The sequence below is a fragment of the Streptomyces sp. NPDC051921 genome, from assembly GCF_040680975.1.
GTDB lineage: Bacteria > Actinomycetota > Actinomycetes > Streptomycetales > Streptomycetaceae > Streptomyces.
Genome location: NZ_JBFAXU010000005.1, coordinates 243,505 through 267,706 on the forward strand (window position 1 = coordinate 243,505; position 24,202 = coordinate 267,706).

At 72.5% G+C, this 24,202-nt stretch carries 24 protein-coding genes; 8 read left to right on the forward strand and 16 right to left on the reverse strand.

Annotated features, from left to right (window positions below):
• Positions 1–274: 274 nt before the first annotated feature.
• Together AB0M16_RS09545 and AB0M16_RS09550 are read left to right on the forward strand one after the other, a co-directional pair.
• A complete protein-coding gene (locus AB0M16_RS09545; RefSeq protein ID WP_046911473.1) occupies positions 275–943 on the forward strand; it encodes a TrkA family potassium uptake protein in 669 nt (222 codons plus the stop codon).
• Positions 943–1,620, forward strand: a complete 678-nt coding sequence (locus tag AB0M16_RS09550; protein WP_365340621.1) for a TrkA family potassium uptake protein — start codon at positions 943–945, stop codon at positions 1,618–1,620. The genes AB0M16_RS09545 and AB0M16_RS09550 overlap by 1 nt, the downstream gene beginning before the upstream one ends.
• Before the next feature lie 346 nt (positions 1,621–1,966).
• On the opposite strand, the gene AB0M16_RS09555 is transcribed toward AB0M16_RS09550, so the two are convergent.
• From AB0M16_RS09555 to AB0M16_RS09590, 8 genes are all read right to left on the reverse strand, one after another.
• Complete coding sequence (locus tag AB0M16_RS09555) at positions 1,967–2,710, reverse strand: DUF3159 domain-containing protein (protein WP_365340623.1); 744 nt, start codon at positions 2,708–2,710, stop codon at positions 1,967–1,969.
• Positions 2,711–2,713: 3 nt separating this feature from the next.
• A complete protein-coding gene (locus AB0M16_RS09560) occupies positions 2,714–3,112 on the reverse strand; it encodes an OB-fold nucleic acid binding domain-containing protein (protein ID WP_365340625.1) in 399 nt (132 codons plus the stop codon).
• Positions 3,113–3,383: 271 nt separating this feature from the next.
• A complete protein-coding gene (locus tag AB0M16_RS09565; RefSeq protein WP_365340627.1) occupies positions 3,384–4,070 on the reverse strand; it encodes a response regulator in 687 nt (228 codons plus the stop codon).
• A gap of 120 nt (positions 4,071–4,190) precedes the next feature.
• Positions 4,191–6,746 carry a sensor histidine kinase KdpD gene (locus AB0M16_RS09570; RefSeq protein ID WP_365340629.1) on the reverse strand — a complete coding sequence of 852 codons (2,556 nt, stop codon included), beginning with the start codon at positions 6,744–6,746 and terminating at the stop codon, positions 4,191–4,193.
• Between the two features lie 168 nt (positions 6,747–6,914).
• Complete coding sequence (locus tag AB0M16_RS09575) at positions 6,915–7,583, reverse strand: ABC transporter ATP-binding protein (protein ID WP_365340770.1); 669 nt, start codon at positions 7,581–7,583, stop codon at positions 6,915–6,917.
• Positions 7,584–8,007: 424 nt separating this feature from the next.
• Positions 8,008–8,769 (reverse strand): DUF3710 domain-containing protein, encoded by a 762-nt coding sequence (locus AB0M16_RS09580; protein ID WP_365340631.1) that lies wholly within the window; start codon positions 8,767–8,769, stop codon positions 8,008–8,010.
• Position 8,770: 1 nt separating this feature from the next.
• Positions 8,771–9,283 (reverse strand): dUTP diphosphatase, encoded by a 513-nt coding sequence (gene dut / locus AB0M16_RS09585; RefSeq protein WP_356691268.1) that lies wholly within the window; start codon positions 9,281–9,283, stop codon positions 8,771–8,773.
• Positions 9,283–9,867, reverse strand: a complete 585-nt coding sequence (locus tag AB0M16_RS09590) for a PaaI family thioesterase (RefSeq protein ID WP_365340633.1) — start codon at positions 9,865–9,867, stop codon at positions 9,283–9,285. Before AB0M16_RS09590 ends, dut begins: the two co-directional genes overlap by 1 nt.
• 58 nt (positions 9,868–9,925) lie before the next feature.
• Here AB0M16_RS09590 and AB0M16_RS09595 point away from each other — a divergent pair, with 58 nt between their 5' ends.
• Positions 9,926–10,414, forward strand: coding sequence for a DUF3093 domain-containing protein (locus AB0M16_RS09595; protein WP_365340635.1), 489 nt, complete (start codon positions 9,926–9,928; stop codon positions 10,412–10,414).
• A 433-nt stretch (positions 10,415–10,847) separates the two neighbouring features.
• Here AB0M16_RS09595 and AB0M16_RS09600 read toward each other — a convergent pair whose 3' ends face one another.
• The 4 genes from AB0M16_RS09600 to AB0M16_RS09615 all read right to left on the reverse strand — a co-directional run bounded on the left by AB0M16_RS09600 (position 10,848) and on the right by AB0M16_RS09615 (position 14,445).
• A complete protein-coding gene (locus AB0M16_RS09600) occupies positions 10,848–11,846 on the reverse strand; it encodes a hypothetical protein (RefSeq protein ID WP_365340637.1) in 999 nt (332 codons plus the stop codon).
• A 12-nt stretch (positions 11,847–11,858) separates the two neighbouring features.
• On the reverse strand, positions 11,859–12,155 hold the full coding sequence (locus AB0M16_RS09605; protein ID WP_003955561.1) for a DUF4193 domain-containing protein: 297 nt from the start codon (positions 12,153–12,155) through the stop codon (positions 11,859–11,861).
• 396 nt (positions 12,156–12,551) lie between these two features.
• Positions 12,552–13,787: a HAMP domain-containing sensor histidine kinase gene (locus tag AB0M16_RS09610; protein WP_365340639.1), complete on the reverse strand. Its 1,236-nt coding sequence runs from the start codon at positions 13,785–13,787 to the stop codon at positions 12,552–12,554.
• Positions 13,788–13,791: 4 nt separating this feature from the next.
• Positions 13,792–14,445 carry a response regulator transcription factor gene (locus tag AB0M16_RS09615; RefSeq protein WP_345485078.1) on the reverse strand — a complete coding sequence of 218 codons (654 nt, stop codon included), beginning with the start codon at positions 14,443–14,445 and terminating at the stop codon, positions 13,792–13,794.
• 360 nt (positions 14,446–14,805) lie between these two features.
• Here AB0M16_RS09615 and AB0M16_RS09620 point away from each other — a divergent pair, with 360 nt between their 5' ends.
• Positions 14,806–14,979 carry a hypothetical protein gene (locus AB0M16_RS09620; protein ID WP_365340641.1) on the forward strand — a complete coding sequence of 58 codons (174 nt, stop codon included), beginning with the start codon at positions 14,806–14,808 and terminating at the stop codon, positions 14,977–14,979.
• Between the two features lie 69 nt (positions 14,980–15,048).
• Here the strand turns inward: AB0M16_RS09620 and AB0M16_RS09625 are convergent, their stop codons facing one another.
• Positions 15,049–15,849, reverse strand: coding sequence for an inositol monophosphatase family protein (locus tag AB0M16_RS09625; protein ID WP_365340643.1), 801 nt, complete (start codon positions 15,847–15,849; stop codon positions 15,049–15,051).
• A gap of 12 nt (positions 15,850–15,861) precedes the next feature.
• Positions 15,862–16,989 (reverse strand): ferrochelatase, encoded by a 1,128-nt coding sequence (locus AB0M16_RS09630; RefSeq protein ID WP_365340645.1) that lies wholly within the window; start codon positions 16,987–16,989, stop codon positions 15,862–15,864.
• Between the two features lie 204 nt (positions 16,990–17,193).
• Between AB0M16_RS09630 and AB0M16_RS09635 the strand changes: the two genes are divergently transcribed.
• Together AB0M16_RS09635 and AB0M16_RS09640 are read left to right on the forward strand one after the other, a co-directional pair.
• Positions 17,194–18,468 (forward strand): MFS transporter, encoded by a 1,275-nt coding sequence (locus AB0M16_RS09635; protein ID WP_365340647.1) that lies wholly within the window; start codon positions 17,194–17,196, stop codon positions 18,466–18,468.
• Positions 18,395–19,747, forward strand: a complete 1,353-nt coding sequence (locus AB0M16_RS09640) for a D-arabinono-1,4-lactone oxidase (RefSeq protein ID WP_365340649.1) — start codon at positions 18,395–18,397, stop codon at positions 19,745–19,747. Before AB0M16_RS09635 ends, AB0M16_RS09640 begins: the two co-directional genes overlap by 74 nt.
• 3 nt (positions 19,748–19,750) lie before the next feature.
• On the opposite strand, the gene AB0M16_RS09645 is transcribed toward AB0M16_RS09640, so the two are convergent.
• Positions 19,751–20,581: a hypothetical protein gene (locus AB0M16_RS09645; protein WP_365340651.1), complete on the reverse strand. Its 831-nt coding sequence runs from the start codon at positions 20,579–20,581 to the stop codon at positions 19,751–19,753.
• A 433-nt stretch (positions 20,582–21,014) separates the two neighbouring features.
• Here AB0M16_RS09645 and sepH point away from each other — a divergent pair, with 433 nt between their 5' ends.
• The gene (sepH, locus tag AB0M16_RS09650; RefSeq protein WP_365340653.1) at positions 21,015–22,073 is read left to right on the forward strand and encodes a septation protein SepH; all 1,059 of its coding nucleotides are present in this window, start codon (positions 21,015–21,017) and stop codon (positions 22,071–22,073) included.
• Between the two features lie 194 nt (positions 22,074–22,267).
• Here the strand turns inward: sepH and AB0M16_RS09655 are convergent, their stop codons facing one another.
• Positions 22,268–23,095 carry a sulfurtransferase gene (locus AB0M16_RS09655; RefSeq protein ID WP_365340655.1) on the reverse strand — a complete coding sequence of 276 codons (828 nt, stop codon included), beginning with the start codon at positions 23,093–23,095 and terminating at the stop codon, positions 22,268–22,270.
• A 211-nt stretch (positions 23,096–23,306) separates the two neighbouring features.
• Between AB0M16_RS09655 and AB0M16_RS09660 the strand changes: the two genes are divergently transcribed.
• Positions 23,307–24,083, forward strand: coding sequence for a VOC family protein (locus AB0M16_RS09660; RefSeq protein WP_365340657.1), 777 nt, complete (start codon positions 23,307–23,309; stop codon positions 24,081–24,083).
• Positions 24,084–24,202: the final 119 nt, after the last annotated feature.

The following is a 24,202-nucleotide window of genomic DNA, read 5'->3' on the forward strand; positions in this document are numbered from 1 at the left end:
TGGCACGAGTGACGCGGTCATGACGGTGTCTTGACGCGTTTCTAACGAGGGCTGCGTGAGGTCACCACCACCGTGGCCGCATAAGCTCGTTCCGGACGGCACGCCTGTGTCCGTCCGCCACGGCCCGGGCCAGTCGGGCCGGATACCTGTCCGAGGAGGATCGGTATCGGGCCGGCGTCGAGCCGGACGGGTTGGCCGCGCACGCGGCCAGGAAGTTGTGAGCAGGGTGTTTTCGCAGGTCAGCAAGACGATCAGGAGTGCGGGGTAAGGGGACGTGCACATCGTCATCATGGGCTGCGGGCGAGTGGGAGCCGCTCTCGCGCAGACCCTGGAGCAGCAGGGGCACACGGTCGCGGTCGTGGACCAGGACCCGACGGCGTTCCGCCGTCTGGGCTCGGGTTTCGGGGGCCGTCGTGTCACGGGCGTGGGCTTCGACCAGGACACGCTGCGTGAGGCGGGCATCGAGGAGGCCGGCGCCTTCGCCGCGGTGAGCAGCGGCGACAACTCCAACATCATCGCCGCGCGGGTCGCGCGCGAGATGTTCGGCATCGAGAACGTCGCCGCCCGCATCTACGACCCGCGGCGCGCCGAGGTCTACCAGCGGCTGGGCATTCCGACGGTCGCGACGGTCCGCTGGACCGCGGACCAGATGCTGCGGCGGCTGCTGCCGTCCGGCGCCGAGCCGCTGTGGCGTGACCCGAGCGGCGGAGTGCAGCTCGCCGAGGTGCACACCTCCCCGGCGTGGATCGGCCACAAGGTCAGCCGTCTCCAGGAGGAGACCGGCGTGCGCGTGGCCTTTCTCACCCGGCTGGGCGAAGCGATTCTGCCGACCTCTCAGACAGTGCTGCAGGAGGGCGACCTCGTGCACGTCATGATGCGCACGGACGAGATCGACAAGGTCGAGGCGGCCTTCGCCGAGGGTCCCGAGGAGGGCGGTCACTGATGCGTGTCGCTATTGCCGGCGCCGGCGCGGTGGGCCGTTCCATCGCGGGCGAGCTCCTGGAGAACGGCCACGAGGTCCTGCTCATCGACAAGGCGCCGACCGCCATCTCGGTGGAGCGGGTGCCGCAGGCCGAGTGGCTGCTGGCCGACGCCTGCGAGATCACCTCGCTGGACGAGGCCGCGTTGCAGCGCTGCAACGTCGTGATCGCGGCGACCGGCGACGACAAGGTGAACCTGGTCGTCTCGCTGCTCGCCAAGACCGAGTACGGCGTCCCGCGCGTGGTCGCCCGGGTCAACAACCCGAAGAACGAGTGGCTGTTCAACGAGGCGTGGGGCGTGGACGTCGCCGTCTCGACGCCGCGCCTGATGTCGGCCCTGGTGGAGGAGGCGGTGAGCGTCGGCGACCTCGTCCGACTGCTGCGCTTCAGCCACGGCGACGCGAACCTGGTGGAGCTGACGCTGCCGCCGGAGTCGGCGATCGCGGGCACGCAGGTCGGCGATGTCGCCTGGCCCGAGGACACCTCCCTGGTCACCATCATCCGCGGCTCGCGGGTCCTCACGCCGAGCGCGGAGGAGACCCTGGAGGCGGGCGACGAGCTGTTGTTCGTGGCCACCCAGGCGCGCGAGGAGCAGCTGGAGGACCTGCTGTCGGTCCGCCGGGAGCCCACCGAGAGCTGACGGCCGGAGCTCACGGCCAGACAGAGCCGGCGCACGGCCGCGGTCCGCGGCCGTGCGCGGAGCTCGCGGCCCGAGCCGGTGCGCGGAGCTCGCGGCCAGAGCCGGTGCGCGGAGCCCGCGGCCGCGGTAACCGACTGGGCGGCCGAATGCCCGCCGGTACGTACGAGAGGGGCCCGGGACCTGTGAAAGGTCCCGGGCCCCTTTCCGTACGGCGGTACGTACGGCTCTACGGACGTACGGCTCCACGGGCGTACGGCTCCACGGGCGTACGGCTCCACGGGCGTACGGCTCCACGGGCGGCGGCCCGAGCGCGGTGGCTTGCGCACCGCGCCGCAGCGCCGGTCGCTCACCCCTCGGTGCGCCCCTGGGCCTCGGCCTTTCGGGCCTTCTCTGCCTCCTCCTCGGCCTCCATCTCGGCGAAGACGTCGATCGGCGGCGGCGCCTTGGCGAGGAAGACCCAGGTCAGGTAGACGGCCAGCAGGAACGGCGGGATCTTCAGGGCGACCAGGACCCAGCCGAGCTGTGCCGTGTCGGCCCACCAGTAGAGCGGGAAGAGGATCGCGCATTTGGCGAGCAGGATCAGGCCCCAGGCCCAGCTGGCCTTCGCGTACGCCTTCTTGCGGCCCGGGTTGCGGGTGCGCCAGGAGAGGTTCTCCTTGAAGACCGGACCGAGGATCAGGCCGATCAGGGGCACGCCGGCGAGGGTCGTGACGATGTACGCGAGGGCGAGGCCGAGCGTGTAGAGCATGCCCGGCAGGTAGAAGTCCTTCGCGTTGCCGGTCATCATCGCGAAGACCACGCCGAAGGCGACGCCGAAGACGCCGCTGAACGCGTGCTTGACGGTGTCGCGGCGGACCAGCCGGACGACCACGAGGACGACGGAGACCGCGAGGGCGGCGATCGCGGAGATGTGCAGGTTCTTGTTGATCGTGTAGATCGTGACGAAGAGCAGGCCCGGGAGGACCGTCTCGACCATGCCGCGGACCCCGCCGAACGCCTCGAACAGCGCGGCCTCCGTCACCGCCTTGTCGGTCCGGGCGTCCTGGTCCGGGGCCGACGGGTCGGCGGTCGGCTTCTCGACTGACGTCACCGGCTACTCCTGTCCGAGCGGTCGGAGCTCGTATTTGGGGTTGAAGAGGACCCGCCGGCCGTGGCTCATGGAGATGCGGCCGGAGGCGATCAGCTTGCGGCCCGGTTCGATGCCCACGATGGAGCGGCGGCCCAGCCAGACGACGTCCAGCGGTGCCGTGCCGTCGAACAGCTCGGCCTCCAGCGCGGGCACCCCCGCCCGGGGACGCAAGGTGACCGTGCGCAACGTACCAGTCACCTTGACTATCTCGCGGTCGGAACAGTCCGAGATGCGGGTGCACCCCGAGGCCGCGGAGTCCTCCTGGAGCTCCACCGACTCCAGCTCCTCCTGCGAGGTGGAAAGACGGTCGAGCAAACGGCGGAAGCGCCCGGCCGGCTTCTCTGTTCGGGGTGCAGCACTCATACAGAAAGCGTACCGGCCCCCGTCGACACGGAACCCGGCCGGAGCCCGCCGCGAACCCGGCCCGGAACACGGCCGGAGCCCGCCGCGAACCCGGCCCGGACCCTGCCCGGAACCCCGCCCGCAGGACGACACCGGACCCGGCACCGACCCGACACGGGACCCGGCACCGGAGCGGCATTCACCCGACACCGCAGCGGCACCGAAGCAGCGCCGGACCGCCACAGGACCGACACCGGACCAGCACCGGACCGGCACCGGACCGGCACCGAGCTCAGTGTTCGAAGCGGTAGCCCATGCCCGGTTCGGTGACGAAGTGCCGGGGGTGCGAGGGGTCCTGCTCCAGCTTTCGCCGCAGCTGCGCCATGTACACGCGCAGGTAGTTGGTCTCGGTCCCGTACGAGGGTCCCCAGACCTCCTGGAGCAGCTGCTTCTGGCTCACCAGGCGGCCGCTGTTGCGGACGAGGACCTCCAGGAGGTGCCACTCGGTCGGGGTGAGCCGCACGTCCCTGCCGTCGCGGTGGACCTTCTTGGCGGCCAGGTCGACGGTGAAGCCGTCCGTCTCGACGACCACGACGCCCTCCTCGCCGCCGCCGATCGGCTCGGCCCGGCGGACCGCGGCGCGCAGCCGGGCCAGGAGCTCGTCCATGCCGAAGGGCTTGGTGACGTAGTCGTCGGCGCCCGCGTCGAGCGCCTCGACCTTCTCGTCGGAGGTCTGTCGGGCGGAGAGCACGAGGATCGGCACCCGGGTCCAGCCGCGCAGGCCCTTGATCACCTCGACGCCGTCCATGTCGGGCAGGCCGAGGTCGAGGACGACGACGTCGGGGTGACGCTCGGCGGCGAGCCGGAGGGCGGTGGCACCGTCGGGCGCCGCGTCGACCTCGTATTTCCGTGCCTTGAGGTTGATCACCAGGGCGCGGACGATCTGTGGCTCGTCGTCGACCACGAGGACCCGGGTCATGGAGGGTTGCCCTTCTTTCCGTGGGTAGGCGTTTCGCGAAGGCTCTCCGAAAGTCTGCGCGAGGTCGCTCTCGGAGGTGCGGGGTCTGGGAGATGGGGAGGTCACGGGGCGGAGCCCGGGTCACGTGAAGGTGTGGACGGACGTCGTGGAGCCGACGCCGTCGGGCGGGGGCGAGGTGCCGGCGGCGGTCCTGAGGGTGAGGACCATGGTGAGGCCGCCGCCAGGGGTGTCCTCCGCGGAGACCGTGCCGCCCATGGCCTCGACGAAGCCCCGGGCGACTGCGAGGCCGAGGCCGACGCCCGAGCCGCGCGGGGCGTCGCCGAAGCGCTGGAACGGTTCGAAGATGCCGTCCTTGCCCTCGTCCGGGACGCCGGGGCCGCGGTCCGTCACCCGCAGTTCGAGCCGCTCGCCGAGGACGCTGGCGCCGACGGCGACGGGGACGCCCTCCGGGCTGTACTTGACGGCGTTCTCGACGATGTTGGCGACGGCGCGCTCCAGGAGTCCCCGGTCGACGGCCACCATGGGGAGGGTCTCGCGGATGTCGAGTTCGACGCTGCCGTCGGGGACGCCGCCGAGCGCCATCGGCACGACCTCGTCCAGGTCGGTGGGCCGGATGAGCGGGGTGACGGTACCGGTCTGGAGCCGGGACATGTCCAGGAGGTTGCCGACGAGGTGGTCGAGCCGGTCGGCGCCCTCCTCGATGCCTTCGAGGAGCATGGCCCGGTCCTCCTCGGACCACTCCACGTCGTCGGAGCGGAGGGAGGAGACGGAGGCCTTGATGCCGGCGAGCGGGGTGCGCAGGTCGTGGCTGACGGCGGCGAGGAGCGAGGTACGAATCTTGTTGCCCTCGGCGAGCCGGCGGGCCTCCTCGGCCTCGCCCACGAGGCGCTGGCGGTCGAGGACGACCGCGGCCTGGGCGGCGAAGGCGCCGAGCACGCGCCGGTCCTCGGCGGGCAGCACCCGGCCGGTCAGGGCGAGCGCGAGGTGGTCGCCGACGGGCATGTCGACGTCGGCGTCCTCGGGCCGTTCCACGGGCCGGGAGCCGACGCTCGCCGCGCATGCCCAGGGTTCGAGGTCGCCGGAGCGTTCCAGGAGGGCGACGGAATCCATGGAGAAGGTCTCGCGGAGGCGTTCGAGCAGGGCTTCGAGGCTGGACTCGCCGCGCAGGACGCTGCCCGCGAGGTAGGACAGGACCTCGGACTCGGCACGCAACCGGGCGGCCTGCTGGGTGCGGCGGGCGGCCAGGTCGACGACCGAGGCGACGGCCATGCCGACGCCGAAGAACACGACGATGGCGACGATGTTCGTGGGGTCGGCGACGGTCAGGCGGTGGATCGGCGGGGTGAAGAACCAGTTGAGGAGCAGGGATCCGAAGGCCGCCGACGCGAGGGCCGGCAGGAATCCGCCGAGGAGTGCGGCGGAGACCGTCAGGGAGAGGAAGAGCAGCATGTCGTTGGCGAGCCCGAGGTCCGCGTCGACGGCCGTGAGCAGCAGGGTGAGCAGCGCGGGTGCGCCGACGCCGACGACCCAGCCCCAGATGATCCGGGCCCGGCCGAGCCGTGCGCCGCGGGCGACGGGGAGACCGCGGCCCTTGGCGGCCTCCTCGTGGGTGACGATGTGGACGTCGAGGTCGGGTCCCGAGTCGCGGGCGACGGTCTGGCCGACGCCGGGGCCGAGGACGTACTGCCAGGAGCGGCGGCGGCTGGAGCCGAGGACGATCTGGGTGGCGTTGACGCCGCGGGCGAACTCCAGGAGGGCGGAGGGCACGTCGTCGCCTATGACGTGGTGGAACGTTCCGCCGAGGTCCTCGACGAGGGTCCGCTGGTCGGCGAGCTCCTTCGGGGAGGCGGAGCTGAGCCCGTCGCTGCGGGAGACGTAGACGGCGAGGACCTCGCCGCCCGCCCCCTTCTCGGCGAGGCGTGCGGCCCGGCGGATGAGAGTCCGTCCCTCGGGGCCGCCGGTGAGGCCGACGACGATCCGCTCGCGGGCCTGCCAGGTGGAGCGGATGTTGTGCTCGCCGCGGTACTTGCGCAGGTACTCGTCGACGCGGTCGGCGGTCCACAGCAGCGCGAGCTCGCGCAGGGCGGTGAGGTTCCCCGGCCGGAAGTAGTTGGACAGTGCCGCGTCGACCTTGTCCGACTGGTAGATGTTGCCGTGCGCCATCCGTCGCCGCAGGGCCTGCGGCGACATGTCGACCAGCTCTATCTGGTCGGCCCGGCGGACCATCTCGTCCGGGACGGTCTCCCGCTGCCGTACGCCGGTGATCGACTCGACGACGTCGCCCAGTGACTCCAGGTGCTGGATGTTGACGGTCGATATGACGTCGATCCCGGCGGCGAGCAGTTCCTCGACGTCCTGCCACCGCTTGGCGTTCCGCGAGCCGGGCACGTTGGTGTGGGCGAGCTCGTCCACGAGGGCGACGGCGGGCTTGCGGGCCAGCACGGCGTCGATGTCCATCTCGGGGAACGCGGTCCCCCGGTACTCGATCCGCTGCCGGTCCACCTGCTCCAGCCCGTGCAGCATCACCTCGGTGCGCGGCCGCCCGTGGTGCTCGACGAACGCGACCACGCAGTCCGTGCCCCGCTCGACGCGACGATGCCCCTCGGACAGCATCGCGTACGTCTTGCCGACGCCCGGTGCCGCGCCCAGGTAGATCCGTAGTGTGCCGCGTCCCATGGCTCGACCATACGTCCAGCGAAACGGACATTCCGCGCCGGATGCGGGACGCCCGGGCGGTATTGACGTGATCCTGATGTCCCGGGGCGCCTCGGGCCGACGGCTCGCCGCCTCGCCGTCTCCGCTCCCGGAGCGGAGGTCCGTCCCGCCCGGCCCGATCGCACCGCCTCAGTGCTCGATGATCTCGCCGTCGCTCAGTTCGAGGACCCGGTCCGCCAGGCCGAGGAGCTGGGAGTCGTGGGTGGCGACCAGGGCGGTGCAGCCCTCGCTGCGGACGACGGCCCGGAGGAGCTCCATGACCGCGAGGCCGGTCTCCGCGTCGAGCTGGCCGGTCGGCTCGTCGGCTATCAGGAGCGCGGGGCGGTTGGCGAGGGCACGGGCGATGGCGACGCGCTGCTGCTGGCCGCCGGAGAGCTCGCCGGGGCGCTGGGCGGCGTGGTCGGCGAGTCCCACCAGGGCGAGCAGCAGGGCGACCCGCTCCTCGCGCTCCTTCGGGTCGGCCTTGGCCAGCCGCATCGGCACGCCGACGTTCTCCGCGGCGGTGAGGATCGGTATGAGGCCGAAGGACTGGAAGATGAAGCCGATCCGGTCGCGGCGCAGCTCCAGGAGCCCCTCCTCGCCGAGCTCGGCGAGGTCGGTGCCGTCGATGACGATGCGGCCCCCGTCGGCGGTGTCGAGGCCGCCGACCAGGTTGAGCAGGGTGGTCTTGCCGGAGCCGGAGCGGCCCTTGAGGGCGACCAGCTCGCCGCGCGGGACGTCGAAGGAGACTCCGCGCAGGGCGTGCACGGCGGCGGCGCCCGTGCCGTACGACCGGTGCAGGTTCTCGACCCGGACCATCGGCGCGCCGGCCGGGTCCTCGACGACGGCCGTGCCGGTCCGCGCGCTGCTCTCACTCACCGTGCTACCCCCCTGGTTCGAACGTGTGCGCCGCCAGTATGGGCACAGGGCGGCGGCCCGTGCCAGGGCTGTGGACAAGCCGGGAGGGGACGGTCCGGGAGGTTGTGGAAAAGCCGCGGGAAGCCCGGAAGAGCCGGGAAAGGGCCGGGGAAACCGAGAACGGCCGAGGATGACCAGGGACGGCCGAGGGCGGTCGCCGACAGCCGGAGGGTCCTGGATCCGACCAACCGCGGACAGCCGAATGGCGACCAACCGCGGACAGCCGAGGCGACCGGGGACGGTCGAGGATGACCGGCAGGAGCCCGGGAAAAGCCCGGTGGGCCGCTCCCGGGTCGGGAGCGGCCCACCGGCCGTGATCACCTGGTCAGCGGATCTCGGAGATCTCCGGTCCGCGCTGCAGCTGGCCCATGCCGCCGGAGAAGCGGGAGCCGGCCTGGTTCTCCTGCTGCACGCCGTCCGGCACCATCTGCGCGTCGTTGGGCAGCTTGAGGACGATCGGGTCGCGCGGGGCCATCGGACCCTCGCCGCGGACGACCACGGTGTCCCGGACGATCTGCTCCAGCAGACCGGCCGCCTCGGGCTGCACCGCGCCCTGGCCGGAGATCACGCCGCGCAGGAACCAGCGCGGGCCGTCGACGCCGACGAAGCGCACGAGCTGCACGCCCCGGTTGCCGTCCGGCAGCTGCACGGGCACCTGGGCACGCAGCTCCCAGCCCAGCGGGCCCTCGATCTCCTCGATGGCGCCGCCCTGCTGGGTGATGCCCTCCGCGATCTCGTCGCGGACCTCGCCCCAGATGCCTTCCTTCTTGGGCGCGGCGAAGGCCTGGAGCTGCACGGCGCTGTCGCGCAGCACGACGGTGGCCGCGACGATCGCGTCGCCCGCCACCTCCACGCGCAGTTCCATGCCCTCGACACCGGGCACGAAGATGCCGCCGAGGTCCACGCGGCCCTCCTCGGGCGCGCTGACCTCGGAGATGTCCCAGGGCCCGTCGGGCCGGGGCGCCGGCGGAAGGTTCACCCGGCGCGGCGCGGCCTCCGCGTCTTCGGAGTCCACCGCGTCGACGACCTGCTCGGCCTCGCCCGCCGCGTCCTCAGCGGCACCGCTCTTCTTGCGACGTCCGAACACGTCACTGTCCTTCCCGGTCGGATACGACCGAAGCGTATCGATTCCCACCCGTAGTGCCGTCCACGGCGGCATGACCGCCGGTGGACCCGAAGCCCCCCTCGGCCCGCGCGGAGCCGGGAAGCTCCGCGACCTCGTGGAAGCGCACCTTCTCGACCTGCTGGACGACCAGCTGGGCGATCCGGTCGAACCGTTCGAACCGCACGCTCTCGCGCGGGTCCAGATTGACCACGATCACCTTGATCTCTCCACGGTACCCGGCATCGACCGTCCCCGGGGCATTCACGAGGGCCACACCGCAGCGGGCCGCGAGACCGGAGCGCGGGTGCACGAAGGCCGCGTAGCCGTCGGGCAGGGCGATGGAGACGCCGGTGGGCAGGACGGCCCGCTCCCCCGGGGCGAGCTCGGCGGCCTCGGTGGTCACCAGATCGGCGCCCGCGTCGCCGGGGTGCCCGTAGGCCGGGATCGGCACGTCCGGGTCCAGGCGGCGGATGAGTACGTCGACGGGATTGCGCATCAGGGGTTCACCTCGAAGGCGCGGGCGCGCCTGACCTGGTCGGGGTCGGACATGGCGGCCTGGATCTCCTCCGGGCGCCCGTTGTCGATGAAGTGGTCGACCTTGACCTCGATGAAGAGGGCGTCGGCGCGGACGGCGACGGGGCCCTCGGGCCCGCCGATCCGGCCGACGGCGGTCGAGTAGATCTTGCGGCCGTGCACGGCGGTGACCTCGGCCTGCAGGTGGAGCACGGTGCCGACCGGCACGGGCCGGGCGAAGTCGGTCTCCAGGCGGCCGGTCACGGCGATGACCCGCAGCAGCCAGTTCAGGGAGCCGAGCGTCTCGTCGAGCGCGGTGGCGAGGACGCCGCCGTGCGCGAGGCCGGGGGCGCCCTGGTGGTCGGGGGTCACGGTGAACTCGGCGGTGACGGTCACGCCCTCGCCCGCCCGCGCCTCCAGGTGCAGCCCGTGGGGCTGCCCGCCGCCGCACCCGAAGCAGTGCTCGTAGTGCGCACCGAGCAGCTCGCCGGGGGCGGGCGCGTCAGGGTGGCGTACCGGCGGTATGGCGTCGGCCGGCGGGGTGAGTGCGGCAGATGTTCCAGTCACAGGCGCAGACCTTACCCGCGCGGCCGGGCGCAGGTCGCGCCGTGCCAAGCTTGGACGCATGCAGCCTTCCGCACCGTCTCCCGCACAGCCCGTCGCGCCGAGCTTCGACGAGCGCCTCACCGCACCCGCGTCGTGGTGGGTGATCGTGGCGCTGCTGGGGCTGTCCGGCGGTCTGGTGATGTTCCCGCTGGGCACGGTGCCGACGCTGGTCGGCGTGATCGCGGCGGCGGCGCTGGCCGCGGTGGCGGTGTCCTCGTACGGCTCCGCCCGGGTCCGGGTGGTGGCCGGTTCGCTGGTCGCGGGGGACGCGCGGATTCCGGCGTCGGCGCTGGGCGCGCCGGAGGTCCTGGACGCGGAGGAGGCGCGCGCCTGGCGCTCGCACAAGGCCGATCCGCGCGCCTTCATGCTGATGCGCAGCTACGTGCCGACGGCCGTACGGGTCGAGGTGACCGACCCGGCGGACCCGACGCCGTACGTCTACCTGTCCAGCCGGGACCCGGAGGCACTGGCGAAGGCCCTGGAAACGGCCCGCGCCGAGGCCCGCTAGCGGCCCGCCAGGCCCTGGGAGCGGGGCGGCCGACCCCTCGCAGGCCTCAAGGCCAGGAAGCCCCAGAAGGGTCCGCGAAGCCCCGTACGGGCCCGCGAAGGGGCCGTGAGTGCCCCGCGCGGGGGCTTGTAGGTGCCCCTTGAAGGAACCTGGGACGCCCGGGGACGGTCCCGGGGCTCCTGCAGGCGGAGAGGGGGCGCCGGAGTCCCTGCCCAAGGCCCGGAAGAGGCTGGCCGGAGTCCCTGCCCAGGGGCCTACAAGAGCCTTCCCGGAAGTCCCTGCTCAAGGCCCGGAGAAGGCCGGCCGGAGTCCCTGCCCAAGGGCCTGGAAGAGCACCCGGGCCTGAAGTCCCCGCCCAAGGCCCGGAGGGGGCCGGCCGGAGTCCCTGCACGAACACCCAGAAAAGGCCGGCCGGCGGTCTCGGCCCGAGGGCCTAGAAGTCGATCTCCTTGGGGTTCTCCGGCTGCTCCAGCGGCGGCAGCGCCGGGAGGGCGTCCCACGGGATCTGGCGGGCGCGCAGGTCCTTGCGGACGTGCTTGGCGAGCTTCCTGGTGTCGCGCCGGTTCATGACCGCGCCGACGGCCGCGCCCACCATGAACGGGGTGAGGTTCGGCAGGTTGCGCACCATGCGCTTCATGATCTGCTGGCGCAGTTCCCGCTTGAGCTGGCCTCCGAGGGCCGCGTTGACGGTCGTGGGCTTGGTGGGGTCGATGCCGCGCTCCTCCGCCCACGAGGTCAGGTACGCGGCCGAGCGCTGGGGCAGCGTGCCGGGCGGGCGCAGGCCGTAGACCTCGTGCAGCTCGGCGATGAGCTTGATCTCGACGGCGGCGACGCCGGTGATCTCCGCGGCCAGTTCGGCGGGCATCGCGGGAGGCACGGGCAGCATCGCGGCGGCTCCGATGCCGGCGCCGACGGTGGCGCTGGCGTTGGCCGCGCCGGTGATCAGCTTGTCGGCGATCTCCTCGGGGCCGAGCCCCGGGAAGTGCCGGCGCAAGGTGTCCAGGTCCCGTACGGGCACGCGCGGAGCGAGCTCGATGACCCGGTCCGCGAGATAGCCGATACCGGCCTTGGCTCCCTGACCGCCGCGCTTGACTCCGCGCCGTACGGCTTCGATCCGGGCGCTGTCGAGCTTGATGCGGTCGAGCTGTACGCGCGCGGGGTTGGCCACGCGTCGCAGGACGCCGCCCCTGGGGGTGTCGTCCCGTCGTTCCGGGGAGCGCCCGTGATCGGGCTCCTGCGGCGCGTCGGATGCTTCGAGCGAGGCCGCGTGGCCTCGCCCGTCGTCACGTGCGCCAGGTGTGGGCAGGGGGGCGGAGTGCGCGGCGGAGGAGGCGTCCATGACGCCCTCTGCCGAGCCCGAGCCGCCCTTGTACGCCTCCGACCTCCCGGGGAGTCGGAGCCGCCGCTTCCGAGACGGTGTGTCGCCTGCCACGGCCACTCGATCTCAGTCGCAGTCGCGGCAGATCGGCTGGCCGTTCTTCTCCCGAGCCAGCTGGCTGCGGTGGTGCACGAGGAAGCAGCTCATGCAGGTGAACTCGTCCGCCTGCTTGGGCAGGACCCGGACGGCCAGCTCCTCGTTCGAGAGGTCGGCGCCCGGGAGCTCGAGGCCCTCGGCGGCCTCGAACTCGTCGACGTCGACGGTCGAGGTCGACTTGTCGTTCCGGCGGGCCTTCAGTTCCTCAAGGCTGTCCGAGTCGACGTCGTCGTCGGTCTTGCGTGGGGTGTCGTAATCCGTTGCCATGTCGCTCTCCCCCTCTGGGTGGTTTGCGGTGTCTCCAGCGCACGTAACGCGTGAGAGGCCGGACTTGTGCCCGACCCGAGGCGGAGATTTTGCCTCACATCAAGGTCTGTTACTCAATCGACACCCAATCCGCGCTCTCACGAGTGAGCGGCTTTGGGTGGCGATGCGGACCGTACACGGTCCGCAGGCCCTCCTTCACGGCTGCCACCCCGTGTACTTCCCGTCATTCGGACCCCCGGAAACCCGGACTTTTCCAGGTTTTCCGGGGGAATTCGCGATCACGGAGCGTGGAGGATCGGACACCCATTCCTGTGATCGATCACACAGGACCGTCTCAGGAATGAGAACCGGAAATTTCGCGCAAAGCGAACAAATCCGGTCGGCACGTGCAGTGTGTCAGATCGGGAGAGTGACACGCATCACGAGGCCACCGCCCTCGCGGGGCTCCGCGATGATACGGCCGCCGTGGGCACGCGCGACGGAGCGCGCGATCGACAGGCCGAGGCCGACACCCTTGTCGCTCCCCGTGCGGTCCTGACGGAGCCGCCGGAACGGCTCGAAGATGTTGTCGATCTCGTACGCCGGGACCACGGGTCCGGTGTTGGAGACCTCCAGCACCGCCTGGCCGTTCTCGGTCTCGGTGGTGACCTCCACCCAGCCGTCCTCCGGGACGTTGTACCGGACGGCGTTCTGGACGAGGTTCAGGGCGATCCGTTCCAGTAGGACGCCGTTGCCCTGGACCACGGCCGGGGACCGCTCGCCGCGGAACTCCACGCCCTTGGCCTCGGCCTCGGCGTGCACCTGGTCCACCGCCCGCGAGGCGACCTCGGCGAGGTCGACGGGCTTGCGCTCGACGATCTCGTTGTCACTGCGGGCGAGCAGCAGCAGGCCTTCGACCAGCTGCTCGCTGCGCTCGTTGGTGGCGAGCAGGGTCTTGCCGAGCTGCTGGAGCTCCACCGGCGCCCCGGGGTCCGACAGCTGGACCTCCAGGAGCGTGCGGTTGATCGCGAGCGGGGTGCGCAGCTCGTGCGAGGCGTTGGCGACGAAGCGCTGCTGGGCGCTGAAGGCGCGTTCCAGACGTCCCAGCATGTCGTCGAACGTGTCGGCGAGCTCCTTGAGCTCGTCGTCCGGTCCGTCCAGCTCGATCCGCCGGGACAGGTCGGATCCGGCCACCTGGCGGGCGGTGCGGGTGATCCGGCCGAGCGGCGAGAGCACCCGTCCGGCCATCGCGTAGCCGAAGGCGAAGGCGATGATGCTCAGGCCGAGCAGCGCGAACAGGGAGCGGCGCAGCAGGTCGTCCAGTGCGAGGTCGCTCTGGTGGCGCAGACACATCGAGACGGCGTTGTTGAGCTGCTCGCCGGTGGACTTGTCCGGCAGCCGGCACCAGTCCGTGGTGGCGGTGACCGTGCCGGTGACCACCTTGAAGGGCAGCTCGCTCGTGCTGTCCCGCAGGGCCTGCGCGGTGAACAGGTAGATGATCGCCAGCAGCAGGATGCCGGCGATCAGGAACATCCCGCCGTAGAGCAGGGTGAGTCTTATCCGGATGGTCGGACGCAGCAGCGGGCGGACCGGGTCCCTCGGGTCCCAGGTCGGCTTCGGAGGCGCGTGTACGGGCGCCGGGGTCTGGGGCATCGGATCAGATCCGGTATCCCGAGCCGGGGACGGTGACGATGACGGGGGGCTCGCCCAGCTTGCGGCGCAGGGTCATCACGGTGACGCGCACGACGTTGGTGAACGGGTCGGTGTTCTCGTCCCAGGCCTTCTCCAGGAGCTGCTCGGCCGAGACGACGGCGCCCTCGCTGCGCATCAGGACCTCCAGGACCGCGAACTCCTTCGGGGCCAGCTGGACCTCCTTGCCGTCGCGGAAGACCTCGCGGCGGTTGGGGTCGAGCTTGATGCCGGCGCGCTCCAGGACGGGCGGGAGCGGGACAGTGGTGCGGCGGCCGAGGGCGCGGACACGGGCGGTGAGCTCGCTGAACGCGAAGGGCTTGGGCAGGTAGTCGTCGGCGCCCAGCTCCAGGCCCTCGACGCGGTCACTGACGTCTCCGGAGGCGGTGAGCATCAGGACGCGGGTGGGCATGCCGAGCTCGACGATCTTGCGGCAGACGTCGTCCCCGTGGACCAGGGGGAGGTCTCTGTCGAGGACGACGACGTCGTAGTCGTTGACCCCGACGCGCTCCAGGGCGGCGGCGCCGTCGTACACGACGTCGACGGCCATGGCCTCCCGGCGCAGGCCGGTGGCCACCGCATCCGCGAGCAGCTGCTCGTCCTCGACGACGAGTACGCGCACGTCCGTATGTCCTTTCCTGGAGCCCTGGTCCGAGAGGCGGACGGGGCGGTTCTGCGCACTGACTGTGCGTGTCCATCCTGCCCCGAACGCGCGTAAACCGGCTGTAAGACGGGCCTGCGGGGGCCGGCGGGGAGGCGTCCGCGCACCGGCCGGCACGGTGCGACCGGAAGAATTCACCTGATTCACGGGCCAGTTGAGGTTTCTGTGAGGAAAGGGCTGGGGAGGACGACTGCACACCCCGCGATCACGCCCTGTAGGTGGTGCGCCACCTACCGCTCTCTGTCCCCCAGAGGTAGCGGTGCGTGGTCCACCCACCCCCGGCACTCCCCGTGCCACCGACCCACCACGAGGGGGCGCACGATGGACGCTTTCACCGCAGGACTGCTGCACCGCATCAAGGCCACGCAGTCCGACCTCACGCGCGCTCGTGAGGCGGGCGACGACTTCCTCGCGGACGTCGAGCAGGCCGAGCTGGACGACCTGCACCGCCTTGCCGCCGAACACGGCGTGGAGGTCGGCGCGCCCTGCGCCTGACCCCGCGACATGGGTGGGCCCCCGGAGTCACCGACTCCGGGGGCCCACCCATGTGCCGCGCGGTCCGGCTCAGTCGTGCCAGGCCCCCGACTCCTCCAGGAACTCCTGGAGCGTGCCGAAGAGCCCCGGGGGCGCCGTCAGCACCAGCTCACCGGAGGCCGGGGCGCCGGGGCGGCCACCGGTGAGGGCGCCCGCCTCGCGGGCGACGAGCTCGCCCGCCGCCAGGTCCCAGGGGTTGAGGCCGCGCTCGTAGTAGGCGTCGAGGCGGCCTGCGGCGACGTCGCAGAGGTCGATGGCGGCGGAGCCTCCGCGGCGGATGTCGCGGACGCGCGGGAGGAGGCGCTGGGCGACCTCGGCCTGGTGCGCGCGGCGGGCCTGCAGGTAGCCGAAGCCGGTGGCGACGAGGGCCTGGTCGAGCTCCGGGGAGGGGCGCACGGCCAGGCGCCGGTCGCCGAGCCACGCGCCGCCGCCGAGGACGGCGTGGAAGGTCTCGCCGCGCAGCGGGACCTCGACGACGCCGACGACGGTCTCGCCGTCGCGCTCGGCGGCGATCGACACGGACCAGGTCGGCAGGCCGTAGAGGTAGTTCACGGTGCCGTCCAGCGGGTCGATGACCCAGCGGATCCCGCTGGTGCCGGCGCTGGAGGCGCCCTCCTCGCCGAGGAAGCCGTCCTGGGGGCGGTGCTCGGCGAGGAAGCCGGTGATCAGCTTCTCGGCGGCGATGTCCATCTCGGTGACCACGTCGATGGCGCTCGTCTTGGTCCTGGCCACCGCCAGGTCGTCCGGTCGCCCGTCGCGCAGCAGGGCACCGGCCCGGCGACCGGCCTCCAGGGCCAGGTCGAGGAGTTCGGGCAGCAGGGGGTCGGTCACGGGGCGGTCTCCTTAGGCGTACGGGCTGTCGGCGCCGGCCGCCGCCGGCCGCTCGGCCCGGGCCGGGCAGCAGCCGATGGGGCAGAGGTCGTGGGAGGGGCCGAGGGCTCCGAGGGCGCACCGCTCGGCGCGCTCCCCGCGCTCGTTCGCGGCCCGTTCCAGGACGAGCTCGCGCACGGCCGCCGCGAACCGCGGGTCGGCCCCGACGGTGGCCGAGCGCCGCACCGGGAGCCCCAGCTCGGCGGCCTTGGCGGTGGCCTCGGTGTCGAGGTCGTACAGGACCTCCATGTGGTCCGAGACGAAGCCGATCGGCACCATGACGACGGCGGGGGCCCCGGCTCCGTGCAGCTCCTCCAGGTGGTCGCAGATGTCGGGCTCCAGCCACGGGATGTGCGGGGCGCCGCTGCGGGACTGGTAGACGAGCTGCCAGGGGTGTTCGACACCGGTCTCCTCGCGGACCGCGTCCACGATCAGCCGGGCGACGTCGAGGTGCTGCTTCACGTAGGCGCCGCCGTCGCCGTGGTCGGCGACGGGGCCCGAGGTGTCGGCGGCGGAGTCGGGGATGGAGTGGGTGGTGAAGGCGAGGTGGGCCCCGGCCCGTACGGACGGGTCGAGGGCGTCGAGCGAGGCGAGCACTCCCTCGACCATGGGGCGGACGAAGCCGGGGTGGTTGAAGTAGTGGCGGAGTTTGTCCACGCGGGGCAGCGGCAGCCCTTCCGCCTCCAGCTCGGCGAGGGAGTCGGCGAGGTTCTCGCGGTACTGGCGGCAGCCGGAGTACGAGGCGTAGGCGCTGGTGGCGAGGACGGCGATGTGGCGTCGCCCGTCGGTGACCATTTCGCGCAGAGTGTCGGTGAGGTACGGCGCCCAGTTCCGGTTGCCCCAGTAGACCGGCAGGTCGAGGCCGGCGGTGCCGAAGTCCGCGCGCAGGGCGTCGAGCAGGGCGCGGTTCTGGTCGTTGATGGGGCTGACGCCGCCGAAGAGGAAGTAGTGCCGGCCCACCTCCTTCAGCCGTTCCTTGGGGATGCCGCGGCCGCGGGTCACGTTCTCCAGGAACGGGACCACGTCGTCCGGGCCCTCCGGACCACCGAAGGAGAGCAGCAGCAGGGCGTCGTACGGGGCGGGATCGAGCTCGTCGGACATGGCACCGATCCTCCCACCCTCCCCCGGCCTGCGGCGGGGAGGGCCCTGGGACGGCCCGGGATCGGGCCGGGGTGCGGACCGGCCGAAAAAAGTGAGTGACCGAACCACTTCAAAGCCGTAGGCTTTAGCTATTAATTACACGTGTTGAGCGTGCCCGCCCGACCCGTGCGCCTCCGCACGTCCTGCCCGAGCCCGGAGATCCCCTTGCCCAGTCCCTACCGCGCGATCTTCACAGCGCCCGGCACCAGAGCCTTCTCCGTCGCCGGCTTTGTCGGCCGCCTGCCGCTGTCCATGATGGGCATCGGCATCGTGACCATGATTTCGCAGGTCACCGGTCGGTACGGGCTCGCCGGGGCGCTCTCCGCGACGCTCGCGATGTCCGCCGCGGCGATCGGCCCGCAGATCTCGCGGCTGGTCGACCGGCACGGGCAGCGGAAGGTGCTCCGGCCGGCGACCCTGGTCTCGCTCGTGGCGGGCGCGGGACTGCTGCTCTGCGTGAAGTTCGGGGCCCCGGACTGGACCCTGTTCGTCTTCACGGCCTTCATAGGCTGCGTGCCGAGCGTCGGCGCGATGACGCGGGCGCGGTGGGCGGACATCTACCGGGGCGAGGCGCGGCGGCTGCACACGGCGTACTCGTGGGAGTCGATCGTCGACGAGGTGTGCTTCATCTTCGGCCCGATCGTCTCCATCGGCCTGTCGACCATCTGGTTCCCGGAGGCCGGCCCGCTGCTCGCCGGTGTCTTCCTCGCCATCGGCGTCTTCTGGCTGACCGCGCAGCGCGCCACCGAGCCCGCCCCGCACCCCCGCGAGGCGCACAGCGGCGGCTCCGCGCTGCGCTCCCCCGGCCTCCAGGTGCTCGCGCTCGCCTTCGTCGCCACCGGCGCCATCTTCGGCTCGGTGGACGTCGTGACGGTCGCCTTCGCCGAGGAGCAGGGCCACAAGGCCGCCGCAAGTCTGGTTCTGGCCGTCTACGCGCTGGGCTCGTGCCTGGCGGGCGCGGTCTTCGGACTGCTGCACCTCAAGGGCGAGCCGTCGGTGAGGTGGCTCCTGGGCGTCTGCGCGATGGCCGTGAGTATGATCCCCCTCCTACTGGCCGGGAACTTGCCGTTGCTGGCCGTGGCGCTCTTTGTCGCGGGCCTCTCCATCGCACCGACGATGGTGACCACGATGGCCCTCGTCGAAGCGCACGTACCGCGCACCAAGCTGACCGAGGGCATGACCTGGACAGGGACCGGGCTCGCGATCGGTGTGGCGCTGGGCTCCTCGGCCGCCGGCTGGGTGGTCGACGCGTCCGGGGCGAAGGCGGCGTACGTGGTGCCCGTGGTCTCGGGTGCGCTCGCGGTCGTGGTGGCGCTCCTGGGCTTCCGCCGGCTGCGCAGGCCGGTGCCGACGCGGGAGGGGCAGCGTGAGCAGGACGCCGAGCACAGAGTCGACACAGGGGTCGGGGAACACCGGGACGGCGAGCAGCACGTGGCGTAACTGGGCGGGGAACGTCACCTCCCGCCCGGCGCGGGAGGTGAGCCCGGCCTCGGCCGAGGAGCTCGCCGACGCCGTGCGCAGGGCCGCCGAGGACGGGCTGCGGGTGAAGACGGTCGGCACCGGCCACTCCTTCACCTCGATCGCCGCCACGGACGGCGTGCTCGTCCGGCCGGGGCTGCTCACCGGCATCCGCAGGATCGACCGCGAGGCGATGACCGTGACGGTGGAGTCCGGCACGCCGCTGAAGCGGCTCAACGTGGCGCTGGCCCGGGAGGGTCTGTCGCTCACGAACATGGGCGACATCATGGAGCAGACGGTCGCCGGGGCCACCTCCACGGGCACCCACGGCACCGGGCGCGAGTCGGCGTCCATCGCCGCGCAGATCCGCGAGCTCGAACTGGTCACGGCCGACGGGCGCCTGATGACCTGCTCCAAGACGGAGAACCCCGAGGTCTTCGCCGCCGCCAGGATCGGCCTGGGCGCGCTCGGCGTGATCACCGCCATCACCTTCGCCGTGGAGCCGATCTTCCTGCTCACCGCGCGCGAGGAGCCGATGTCCTTCGACCGGGTGACCGCCGAGTTCGACCAGCTGCACGCAGAGAACGAGCACTTCGAGTTCTACTGGTTCCCGCACACGGACAACTGCAACACCAAGCGCAACAACCGCAGCGCGGGCCCGGCGGCCCCGCCCGGGAGGCTGAGCGGCTGGATCGAGGACGAGCTGCTGTCCAACGGCGTCTTCCAGCTGGCCTGTTCGCTGGGCCGGGCCGTACCGCCGGTCATCCCGTCGATCGCCAAGATCTCCAGCCGCGCCCTGTCGGCCCGTACGTACACGGACATCCCGTACAAGGTCTACACGTCGCCGCGCCGCGTGCGGTTCCTGGAGATGGAGTACGCGCTGCCCCGCGAGGCGGCGGTGGCGGCGCTGCGCGAGCTGAAGGCGATGATCGAGCGCTCGCCGCTGAAGGTGAGCTTCCCGGTGGAGGTGCGGACGGCGCCCGCGGACGACATCGCGCTGTCCACGGCCTCGGGCCGGGAGTCCGCGTACGTCGCGGTGCATCTGTACAAGGGCACGCCCCACCAGGCGTACTTCACCGCGGTGGAGCGCATCATGACCGAGCACGGCGGCCGGCCGCACTGGGGGAAGGTCCACACCAGGGACGCCGCCTACTTCGAGAAGGTCTACCCGCGGTTCGCGGAGTTCGTGGAGTTGCGGGACCGGCTCGACCCGGAGCGGCGCTTCGCCAACGACTACCTGCGCCGGGTCCTGGGCGACTGACGGTCACTCGGCCGCCGACCCCCGCGGGCTCGCGGGGTCGGTGACCGGCGGGGACGCCGGGGTCGCCGGCGGCGTGGCCGGGGGCGCTGTCGTGGCGCCGTCGGTGGGCCCGGTGGAGCCGGACGGCGTGGGGGTCGGGGTGTCGTCCGGGGTGGCCGTGCCGGTCCCGGGGGTGGTGCCCGGGGTCGGGGTCGTCCCCCGTCCGTCGCCGGACCCGTCGGTGCCGGTGCCGGTGCCGGTGCTCGGGGTGACGCCGGGCGTGCCGCCGTCGGACGGGCGCCGCTCGCCCCGGCCGTCGCCGCCCGCGCCACCGCGGACCGCGGAGCCGAAGGTGGTGGACCCCTGCGTGCCGCCGAGGTCCTGACCGGAGCTCAGCTCGTACGCGGTGATGCCGCCCATCGCGACGAGGAAGACCACGGCGGCGCCGAGCGCGGGGCGCTTCCAGCCGCGGACCCGGGTGCCGTGGGTGGTGGGCGCGGTGAACTCCTCGCCGTGGGCGTCCCGGGGCATGGCGGGCAGTTGACGCGCCCTCGGTTTCGGCTGGGTGCCGGCGGCCTCGCGCATCTGCTCGCCGGTGCGCTTGAAGACGTGTTGCAGGACCGGGCCGCCGCAGGTCGCGATGACACTGATCACACCGGCGCCGAGGATGGTGCCGTAGACGCCGAGGGTGGAGGCCAGTTTGGCGGCGAGGACGGCGGCGAGGGCGCTGCCCGCGACCTGAGGCACGCTCAGGTCGAAGCGTTTCCTCCCGTTCTCGCGCTCCTTTGCGCCGGTTTTCCGCTCCTCCGTGCCGGTTTCCGGCGTGTGACGCATGTCCAACCCCTGCTTGTTCATCTGTTCCACCATGCACTCACAAGGGACAAATGGGCGAAGGGATTAGTTCCGTTTCTGGCGTTTCTGTGAAGAGGGACACGCACACGGAAAGAGGGCGGAGACTCAACTCCCGAACCTCCCGAGAAGTTGGGCGGCGCGGCGGTCCACCCAGGTGGCCCGAATGGAGTACTGTGGCGAGCCCTGGGTCCGGATTCCCTCACGGGTGTCCGGAATCGACGGAAGGGGGCCGAAGGTGGCACTCGAACCGGCGGCGCCACGGCACCGCACGGGCACCCGCGACACAGCGTGACGGCCTGTCACTCTGCGTCGCAATCAGGTAACCGTGCCATAACGGCGGCCCAGGGTCCATGCCCGACACGCCGGGCAACTCGGCAGGGTTGTGGCAGGCTGCACCCGGGCAGGCCACACTCGACTAGCGGAAGCAGCGACGCACGTGACGTCGGCAGGCACCACCCGGGAGGTTCCCATGCCCGAACTGCGTGTCGTGGCCGTCTCGAACGACGGCACACGACTGGTGCTGAAGGCTGCTGACAGCACGGAGTACACGCTTCCGATCGACGAGCGGCTGCGGGCCGCCGTGCGCAACGACCGCGCGCGGCTCGGGCAGATCGAGATCGAGGTGGAGAGCCACCTCCGCCCCCGCGACATCCAGGCACGGATACGTGCCGGCGCGTCCGCGGAGGAGGTCGCGCAGCTCGCCGGCATCCCCGTCGACCGGGTACGGCGCTTCGAGGGCCCCGTGCTGGCCGAGCGCGCGTTCATGGCGGAGCGGGCCCGCAAGACCCCCGTACGTCGGCCCGGCGAGAACACCGGCCCCCAGCTCGGCGAGGCGGTGCAGGAGCGGCTGCTGCTGCGCGGCGCCGACAAGGACACCGTGCAGTGGGACTCCTGGCGCCGTGACGACGGCACGTGGGAGGTGCTGCTCGTCTACCGCGTCGCGGGCGAGGTGCACACGGCGAGCTGGACGTACGACCCGCCCCGGCGGCTCGTCCAGGCCGTCGACGACGAGGCGCGGGCGCTGATCGGCGAGACCGACGACACGCTGGCCGCCGTCCCCGAGCCGAGCTTCCCCTTCGTGCCGCGGATCGCCCGGCTGCCCCGGGACCGGCCGCTGGACCGCGCGCTCGACCGGCAGATCGAGCGGGCGCCCGCGCCGGCCCCCGAGCCGGAGGAGGAGCGCGACTCCCTGACCAGCCTCCTGGAGGCGGTGCCGAGCTTCCGCGGCGACATGGTGGTGCCCGAACCGTCCGACACGGAACCCTCCGACGAGGTCGAGGCCGAGGAGCCCCCGGCCCCGGCGGCCTCCGCCGGCGCCGGCTCCGCCTACGCGGACGTCCTCATGCCCCGTGCCGTCTCGGGCCACCGTGACCGTCTCATCGGCACCACGGACCGGCAGGCCGAGGCGGACGGCGTCCGCCCGGGCCGCCGCGCGGCGGTCCCGAGCTGGGACGAGATCGTCTTCGGCACGCGCCGCAAGAAGCAGCAGGACTGAGGACCGCCGGAACGGTCTGAGGATCCGCCGAAGCAGCTCCCGAGGTCGCGCGGGCCACGACCGGGGACGGCCGAAACGGTCCGGGGATCGCCGACAACGTCCGAGGTCGCCCGAGCAGGTCCGAGGAGTCACGGCGGGAGGGCCCGCGCCCCTGGGGTGCGGGTCCTCCCGCCGCGCCTGCGCGGCCGGGCGGGCTACTGGGGGTCCGGGCCCGTCGCCACCGGGCGGGCCGGGTCGGCGGACCATTCGGACCAGGAGCCGGCGTAGAGGGCGGCGGGGAGGCCGGCGACCGCGAGGGCGAGGACCTCGTGCGCACCGGACACGCCGGACCCGCAGTAGACGGCCACGTCCGCGCCCTCCGTGGCACCCAGGCCGGCGAAGCGGGCCGCGAGGGCCTCGGCGGGCAGGAAGAGGCCGTCAGGGCCGACGTTCTCCGTCGTCGGGGCCGACACGGCGCCCGGAATGTGGCCGCCGACCCGGTCGATGGGCTCCACGTCTCCGCGGTAGCGCTCGGCGGCGCGCGCGTCCAGGAGGAGACCCGAGCGCGCCAGGCTCGCCGCGCCGTCCGCGTCCAGCAGGCCGAGGCCGCCCGGGCGCGGCTCGAAGTCACCCGGTTCCGGGGCCGGCACGTCCTTGGACAACTCCCCCGTCCACGCGGCGAGACCGCCGTCGAGGACCCGGACGTCCGGGTGGCCCGCCCAGCGCAGCAGCCACCAGGCACGCGCCGCGCCCCAGCCCAGGCCGCCGTCGTAGACGACGACCGGGGTGTCCGCCGAGACACCGGCCCGGCGCATCGCCGCGCCGAAGGCCATCGCGTCCGGCAGCGGGTGCCGTCCGCCGCTCCCGGGCGGGCCCGCCAGTTCGGTGTCGAGGTCCACGTAGACGGCACCGGGGATGTGCCCGGCCTCGTACTCGGGGCGTCCGGGCGGACCGCCGAGGGCCCAGCGGACGTCCAGGACGACCGGGGGCCTCGCCCCGGTCGATTCGCTCACGAGTTCGCTTGCGGAGATGATGGGCTTCATAGGGCCATCCTCGCTCAGCCCGCACCCCGAAAATCGGACCCCTCCCGGATTGCCCCGGGGCGCGCGGCCCGCTCCGTGGTGCAACGATCAGCACGGGGCGTACCACCGGTGCAGGTGTAGGACGGGCGGACGGCGGGCAATGACCCGCCGGGGCGCCCCGTACCGACCGCCGGCCCCACCTCGTACGGCCACTGGCGAGGAGAGAATGACGATGACCGAGGCGACTCGGCGCACACCCGGAACACCCTGTTGGGTGAGCCTGATGGTGCACGGACTTGACGCGACACGGGAGTTCTACGCCGCGCTGTTCGGCTGGGAGTTCGTGCCCGGGCCGCAGCAGCTCGGCCCGTACGTGCGCGCGCTGCTCGACGGCCGGGAGGTGGCCGGCATCGGCCAGCTGCCCCCGGACCGGCATCTGCCGATCGCCTGGACGACCTACCTCGCCACCGACGACGCCGATGAGACCGCGGAGAACATCCGCTGCTGCGGCGGCACGGTCGCGGTCGGCCCGCTCGACGCGGGCGAGGCCGGACGCATGGTGATCTGTTCGGACCCGGCCGGCGCCGTCTTCGGCGTCTGGCAGGCCGAGGCCCACCACGGCACCGCGGCGGCCGGACCCGCCGGGACACCCGTCTGGAACGAGCTTTTGACGTACGAGACGTCGTCGGTCGGGAAGTTCTACCAGACGATCTTCGGCTACGAGGTCGAGCCCGTGGTCTCCGCCGACCTCGACTATCTGACGCTCCACCTCGACGGCCGCCCGGTCGCCTCCCTGCACGGGGTCGGCTCGGCGCTGCCGCGGGACCGGGGCGCGCACTGGATGACGTACTTCGAGGTCGACGACGTGGACGCGTCCGCCCGGCTGGTCACGGAGCTGGGCGGCCAGGTGCTCCGCCCGCCACGTGAAGGCACGGCGGGACGGCTCGCCCTGGTGACCGACCCGGAGGGCGCGGTCTTCACCCTGGTGCGCTCGGCCCTCCGACGGTAGGGCTCCCGTACCGCCATGGGGCCGCCTGGGCGGGCCGAAGGCTTTCGTACCCCTGGGACCGCCGGGCGGGCCGAAGGGTTCCGTACGGCCCTGGGGCCGCCGGGGCGGGCCGGCTTTCG